Source organism: Pseudonocardia sp. ICBG601, from assembly GCF_020496245.1.
In genome coordinates this window covers 1-6,550 of sequence record NZ_JAHLJA010000218.1, presented here as the reverse complement: position 1 = coordinate 6,550, position 6,550 = coordinate 1, and the positions used below count along the sequence as shown (strand labels likewise).

The following is a 6,550-nucleotide window of genomic DNA, read 5'->3' as shown; positions in this document are numbered from 1 at the left end:
GTCAACGGCACCAACACCAGCGCCAACGTCGGAGCGAGCCGCTTCGACAAGATCAAGTACATGAAGACCGCGATCATCGCGGACCCCAGAGCGATAAGCATGCAGGTCCTCGCATCATTGCCGGGGCCACGCCCCATCGGCCGACTTGCGGACAGTAACCAGCCACCGGCCAGTGTCCACAAGATTTGACCATAAAGAAACTAAAGACCACGATGCGTGACGAAAATTCCGGGGTCCCGCTGGTCTGCCTCACCCGGACACCGAACGCGCTCAGGCCCCCACCCGCGCCGTGCCACCCGACGCGGTCGAGACGCTCCAGCAGCGCCCGGTCTTGACCGCAAGCCCGGCCCCGGCCAGCGCGGTCAGTGCTTTCGACACCGCCGGGGCCTTCCGGCCAGTCGCTGCGGCGATGTCCCCGGTCCGGGTGTGCCCGGCGGCCAGGGCGGCGTAGACCTCCCGCTGCGCAGGCGACAACCCACTCACAGCGCCAGGCTCAGCGCTGCACTCGGCCCCGGCCGCGGCATCGGGCCCCTCGACCGAGGCCGGTCGGGACACGACGTCGGCGGCGGTCAACGCCGCCGGCACGGCGACACCGCCCCCCCGCCGGCAACGCCACCACCGACACCGGCGCCGACGCAGCCAAGTCCGGGGCCGGAGCCGGGGCGTCTGGGAACGACTCGGCAGCCCCACCAGGGCTGGTGGTGCAGGGCCCGGCAAAGTCGCTAGATGATCTTGTGGTGGGCCGTGACACGCGGCACCGTTGCGGCGCCGCGCGGCGCTATAGCTGGTCACAGACAGGTGCAGTGCGGCAATCAGAAGGCCGCGGGGGACGGTTCCCACCGTCTATCACGACTTTGCCGGGGCCCTGGCTGGTGGTGCGCCGCCAGGCCGCCAGCTTCGCCGTCTGGGTTCTCCCACCGCGCTGCGGCGACAGACCCCCGCCGGGCCAGCTCCAAGCCCTCGACCAGAGTGACCGGGCGCTACACCGCGGCCCGGCAGCCCGCGCCAGCACCAGCAGCGGCGGCGCGACGCCGATACCCGCTCACCGCCGACCACCCCGCCCCACACCACGCCGGCGGTCGAGGGCCCGGGTCACCAGACCAGCTGGCTCTTCCCCGCCGCCTACGCAGGACCGGGCGCTCCACCGCGGCCCGGCAGCCCGCGCCAGCACCAGCAGCGGCGGCGCGACGCCGATACCCGCTCACCGCCGACCACCCCGCCCCACACCACGCCGGCGGTCGAGGGCCCGGGTCACCACCGCCGCCAAGCCCATCACGATCCGCGGCGACGACCAGTCCCCGGCCGACGGGAACATCGCCTCCACCAGCACAAACACCGCGAAACCCCACACCACCAGCGGCGATCAGCACCGGCACCGACGACACCCCCGACCCCAACCGGGACACCGCAGCACGCACCGGGTGCGGCGCGAACTTCGGGCGGCGCACCCGCACCCGCTCCGGCGGGAACAACGACAACTGACCCGACCGGTCTGGCGAGTGATCCAACGCCCGGTCCAGCGGCCGGTCCGACACTCGACGCGACGATCGACGCGGCACCAGCCGGGACACTCCAGATGACGACACAGCAACAGACACGCAAACCTCACCCAAAAAGGAAGAAGCAGAACAAACAGGAGATAACGGACACCATCGGGCCCACGGCAGCCCCACAGCAGCTACAGCACGCGGCGCTACAACCAGCCGAAGACGACCCGAGAAAAACCTAGACAGACCTGCACGGCAGAGCCGAACTGAACGCCGCCGCGCCAGGACTATGCGAAGGCGGCGACCCGGAGGCTTATTCAGGGCCCGTGAAATAACGATCTAGCCCGGCGTGTCGGGTTGGGCGACAGCCCGTCCATCGCGAAGATTAATTTGCCGAATCAATCCAAGATGAACGGGTTGTCGCAGTATGTACTATACCACTGGCTTTCGGCGTGATGAGATTCAGGATCTTGCCGCTCTGGTGCATGAGCAGGATCAGCGGAACGCGACTGGCCTGCGACGGCCTTGGCCGCCGATTCTGGGATTGTTCTGGTCGGTGGTGATCACGTTGGCGTATCTGCGCGGGAATCGTGTGCAGTGGGAGTTGGCGGAAACCTACGGGGTGTCGCAGTCGACGGTCAGTCGAGCGATCGCGGGGGTGACACCGTTGCTGGCGCAGGCACTGCGGAGTGTCGTTCCGACGGCGGAGGAGCTTCGTGCCGATCGGCAGTACATCATCGACGGAACCCTACTGCCCTGCTGGTCATGGACCGCCGTACCAGGTCTGTGGTCGGGCAAGCATCGCACCACCGGCGTCGTCGTCCAGGTCGCAGCCACCCTGGAAGGGCAGCTGTCGTGGATCTCCGACCCGACCCCAGGCTCCCGACACGACCTACATTGCCTCGACCAATCCGGCGCCCGCGACCACCTCGCCACATACCCACCGATCGGCGATAAAGGCTACATCGGGCGCGGCATGCTCACCCCGTTCAAAAACAACCCGGCCGGGAACTTCTCGACTGGCAGAAAACATTCAACAAGAGCCTCAACCGCACACGCGCCACCATCGAGCGAGTCATCGCCCATATCAAAACGTGGAAAGTTCTCCACACAGACTACCGCCGACCCTACGCCACATTTAAAACGACGATCTCGGCAGTCATCGGACTCATCTTCTACGCACTTACCTGACGGAGCCTGAATAAGCCTCTGGGGTCTGCGTCACTGCCAACGGGATGCGCGTGGCCCCTACTGGGTTAGGATACCTGCTGGCATCGGCTGCGGTCTTGTTCCCGGGCCGTAGTTCGTGAGCCAGTCCCGCAACGTACCCCGCGCGATGCCCAGCTCCCCAGTGATACCGCAGACCGCGGTACTCAGGGTGGACTCTTACAGATCAACAGCCTGTCCACGGAACTCCTCGGATGGTGGCGCAACATCTCTGCTACGCCACCATCCGAGGAAAGCGATCAGCGTGAGATCACGATCGAACAGCCGCCGCTGCACGAGCGGGTAGTGCAATGCATCATTCCCGTGATGCAACCCGGAGTGCACAGCGACTTACTCGTGACTCTCGAGGTGTTGTTCGAGCTTGCTGGCGCATCCATACGGACATCCAGAGGCTTATTCAGGGTGATCATGGAGCGAGGCGCTTCCCCAGGTCAGCGTCTCAACGCAGCAGTCTGTTGAGCGTCCCTGAATAAGCCTCCCAGATCGAAATCAGACATTGGGTCGTTCCTTTCATTTTTCGAGCAGCTCGCCGGCGGCATGCTCGCCAAGCAAGACTATGCCCGACGAAAGTCACATAGTCGTCACAGCTACGGGTGCATCTATACAACGACAGACTGTCACTTTTGCAGCCTTTAAATCGGGCGCTAGACTTGTTACCTCGCAGAGCGTCGGGGGGCTGTAAGAACATCGGTGTAACTCCGATCAAGGAGTGTGGACCTGAGAGCGTGTTTGGAAATTCTAGTGGGTTGAGGGTGTCGTGTGTTTCTGCTGGCGGGTGGCGGGGTATCCACGGGCGATGCGGCGGGTGATGGTGTTGATCGCGGCCCAGCGGATCATGGCTTCGGATGTGGTGGGGTGGCGTTCGTAGTCTCGGGCGTCGGTGTGCGGTGAGCCAGGCCAGGGTCCGTTCGACCACCCACCTTCGTGGGAGGACGGTGAATCCGCGCTGCTCGGGTGGCTTGCGGATGATCTCGATCGTTGTCTGCAGGATCGTGGCGGCCCAGTCGAGCAGTCGCCCGGCGAAGCCGGCGTCGGCGTAGACGAACCGCACCCTGGTGCGCAGGTAGAGGTTGAGCAGGATCGGCTTGGCGCCGTCGCGGTCCTGTACCGAGGCCGAGCACACCATCGTGGTCAGCAGCAGACCGAGGGTGTCGGTCACGATGAACCGTTTCCGTCCGCCTGTCTTCTTCCCGGCGTCGTAGCCGCGGGAGTCCTGGCCGACGGTGTCGGCGCCCTTGACCGACTGGGAATCGATGATCCCCGCACTCGGCTCCGGATCACGGCCCTCGGCGATACGTAACTGCCCCCGCACGACCGGGAGGATCTTCTCGGTGACCTTCTGCTGTTCCCACTGGTTGAAGTACCAGTAGACGGTCTGCCAGGGCGGGAAGTCCACCGGCAACGCCCGCCAGGCACACCCGGTCCGCACGACATACAAGATCGCGTCCAGCACGTCCCGACGAGCATGAGCAACAGGCCGCCCCCGCCGCGCGAGCGGCGGTAACAACGGCTCGATCACCACCCACTGGGCATCACTGGTGTCCGAGGGGTACCGGCGCGGTCGTTCCTGCATGCCGACCACGATGGAGCACCCCAGCCGTGTCGACCATCCCGACACACCCACCATTTCCAAACACGCTCTCAGACCCGCCACGAGCGCCGGGGCGGCGGGGCCTAGGCGCGCTCGCGCGCCGCCAGCACCTCGGGGATCCGGTCCTCGATCCAGCCGACGAGCCCCGCGAGGTGTCCGGTCACGCCGCGGCCGAGCTCGGTCAGGCCGTAGCTGACCTGCGGCGGGGTGGTCGGCGCGACCTCGCGGTGCACGAACCCGTCGTTCTCCAGGGTGCGCAGGGGTCTGCGCCAGCATCTTCTCGCTGATCCCACCGACGGCGCGGCGGAGCGCGGAGAACCGGTGGTCCTCGCGGGACAGGACGACGAGGACGAGCACCGCCCACTTCGACGTCACGTGGTCGAGGACGGACCGCGACGGGCAGCTGCTGTCGAACGCGTCACCCGAGAACAGACCCGTGCGCCGTTCCACCTGCGTGCTCACCGTGCACCCACCTACTTACCCCTAGGTACGTACTTACCGATCGAAAGCTTATCGGGCAGTGTGGCCACCGTCCACGACGAGATGGGGAGACAGCAATGATCATCGTGACCGGAGCGAGCGGGAAGCTGGGCGGCGCGGCCGTGCGGGCGCTGCTGGAGACCGTGCCGGCGGAGCAGGTGGGCGTGCTCGCCCGGTCCGCGGAGAAGGTCGCCGACCTGGCGGCGGCCGGGGTCCGGGGGTGCGATGTCGGCGACTACGAGGAGGCCTCCAGGCCTCCGGCTGAAGGCGGCGTTCCCCGGTGCCGACGGTCTGCTCTTCGTGTCCGGCTCCGACGTGACCCCCGGGGTGCGCGAGCGCCAGCACGGCAACGTGGTCCGGGCCGCGGCCGAGGCCGGCGTCGGGCACGTCGTCTACACCAGCGCCGTCCGTCGGCGGCGCGACCCGCCGGCCGCGACGACCGGCCCGACGCGCCCGGCTTCCTCGCCGACCACACCGTGACCGAGGGCTGCTGCGCGACTCCGGACTTCCGGTGACGCCGCTGCGCAAAACACCTTCTACTCCGACTCCTTCGTCAACCCGGCCGTGGTCCGGGCAGCGGTCGAGGCCGGGGAGACGATCGCCGCGGACGGCGGCCGGGCGCTGAACACGGCACATCGCGGATCGCGGACCTGGCGCGCGCGGCCGCCGTCGTCGTGGCGGGTGGGCCGGGCGAGCACGCCGGGCGCGCCTACGAACTGCGCGGTCCGCTGTGGACCTACGACGAGCTGGCCGCGACCATCGCCGCGGAGTCCGGGCGGCCGGTGACCCACCGCCGGATCCCGCTCGACGAGGCTCATCGACTGTTGACAAAGTATCCGGTACTAGCTCATACTGCTTTAGATGCGTATAGCGCGAGCTGCCGAGTACATGGGCATGTCGGTGGTGGGTGTTCGGAAGGCTGCCCGAGAGGGTCGGCTGCCGTGTCGAGTTTCAGCCTCTGGTCAGCGTTTGTTTGATCGTGCTGATCTTGATGTCTTCCTTGGGCGCGAACCGATTCAGCCGGAAGCGGCGGAGCGGGTTGAGGCGTTGTATTGTCGTGTTTCTGGTTCGACGGGTCAGGAGTCGTCGTTGGCGAACCAGGAATCGGTGTTGCGGGAGACGTCCAGGGGGACAGTATTCCGAGTGTATCGTGATCGCGCGTCCGGTTTGCGAGAAAATCGGAAGGGGTTGACTCGGCTACTTGATGACGCCGCTGCTGGGCGGTTCACGGTAGTTCGCGTAGTGTGGCGTGACCGACTGGCTCGGTTTGGTGTCGCCTATATTGAGCGGTATCTGGCGCAGGTCGGAGTTGCAGTTGAGACTGTTCATGCTCATGCGGACAAGTCGCTGCTTGAAGAGCTGATGGATGACTTCATGGCGTTACTTGCGTCCTTTTCTGGTCGGTTCTATCAGTTGCGGTCAAAGACGAATCAGCAACGACTGCTTGATGCCGCGCAGGCACGCCTGCAGGAGCAGGGACCTCCGACGTGACGGGTTGGCAGAAATCCAATGTATTGACGTCTTCAACGACATCTCGAGCTTCACGAGCAGTGTGTGAAGTGTCTGGTGCTGTCGTGTCGCGAGATGACTTGACGGAGCGGGTGCGTTGGCTGCTCGACATTGTGGAGGGCGCCGAACGCGATCTGCTATCCGAGTTGTGGGTTCCGGAAACTTTTGACCGTATACATTCCGGTGTGGATGAGGGCGGCCGTCGATTGCCTGCGGCTGCAGCGGTGGTGGGGCAGCGTTGCGGATGGCGACCTCA

At 65.9% G+C, this 6,550-nt stretch carries 7 protein-coding genes and 1 pseudogene; 3 read left to right on the top strand and 5 right to left on the bottom strand.

Going from position 1 to position 6,550, the window contains the following annotated elements; genetic code table 11:
• Positions 1 to 270 precede the first annotated feature (270 nt).
• Positions 271 to 483 (bottom strand): MarR family transcriptional regulator, encoded by a 213-nt coding sequence (locus KPL57_RS61440; protein WP_226358226.1) that lies wholly within the window; start codon positions 481 to 483, stop codon positions 271 to 273.
• Between the two features lie 718 nt (positions 484 to 1,201).
• Positions 1,202 to 1,354, bottom strand: a complete 153-nt coding sequence (locus KPL57_RS61435; protein ID WP_226359023.1) for a hypothetical protein — start codon at positions 1,352 to 1,354, stop codon at positions 1,202 to 1,204.
• A gap of 560 nt (positions 1,355 to 1,914) precedes the next feature.
• Between KPL57_RS61435 and KPL57_RS61430 the strand changes: the two are divergent.
• Positions 1,915 to 2,678: pseudogene (locus tag KPL57_RS61430) on the top strand (transposase family protein).
• A 275-nt stretch (positions 2,679 to 2,953) separates the two neighbouring features.
• Here KPL57_RS61430 and KPL57_RS73505 read toward each other — a convergent pair.
• The 3 genes from KPL57_RS73505 to KPL57_RS71370 all read right to left on the bottom strand — a co-directional run bounded on the left by KPL57_RS73505 (position 2,954) and on the right by KPL57_RS71370 (position 4,538).
• Positions 2,954 to 3,091: a gallidermin/nisin family lantibiotic gene (locus KPL57_RS73505; RefSeq protein WP_226359024.1), complete on the bottom strand. Its 138-nt coding sequence runs from the start codon at positions 3,089 to 3,091 to the stop codon at positions 2,954 to 2,956.
• Between the two features lie 62 nt (positions 3,092 to 3,153).
• Positions 3,154 to 4,341, bottom strand: a complete 1,188-nt coding sequence (locus KPL57_RS61415; protein ID WP_374203971.1) for an IS5 family transposase — start codon at positions 4,339 to 4,341, stop codon at positions 3,154 to 3,156.
• Between the two features lie 47 nt (positions 4,342 to 4,388).
• Positions 4,389 to 4,538: a winged helix-turn-helix transcriptional regulator gene (locus KPL57_RS71370; RefSeq protein WP_308253364.1), complete on the bottom strand. Its 150-nt coding sequence runs from the start codon at positions 4,536 to 4,538 to the stop codon at positions 4,389 to 4,391.
• A 547-nt stretch (positions 4,539 to 5,085) separates the two neighbouring features.
• Here KPL57_RS71370 and KPL57_RS61405 point away from each other — a divergent pair.
• Both KPL57_RS61405 and KPL57_RS61400 read left to right on the top strand, forming a co-directional pair.
• The gene (locus KPL57_RS61405; protein ID WP_226359022.1) at positions 5,086 to 5,265 is read left to right on the top strand and encodes a hypothetical protein; all 180 of its coding nucleotides are present in this window, start codon (positions 5,086 to 5,088) and stop codon (positions 5,263 to 5,265) included.
• Positions 5,266 to 5,646: 381 nt separating this feature from the next.
• On the top strand, positions 5,647 to 6,276 hold the full coding sequence (locus KPL57_RS61400) for an IS607 family transposase (protein ID WP_226351297.1): 630 nt from the start codon (positions 5,647 to 5,649) through the stop codon (positions 6,274 to 6,276).
• The last annotated feature ends 274 nt before the right edge of the window (positions 6,277 to 6,550 follow it).

Coding starts and splice junctions, on each gene's coding strand:
- KPL57_RS61400 (WP_226351297.1), top strand. CDS start 5,647: ATGCGTATAGCGCGAGCTGCCGAGTACATGGGCATGTCGGTGGTGGGT.
- KPL57_RS73505 (WP_226359024.1), bottom strand. CDS start 3,091: ATGGATGCGCCAGCAAGCTCGAACAACACCTCGAGAGTCACGAGTAAG.
- KPL57_RS61415 (WP_374203971.1), bottom strand. CDS start 4,341: ATGGTGGGTGTGTCGGGATGGTCGACACGGCTGGGGTGCTCCATCGTG.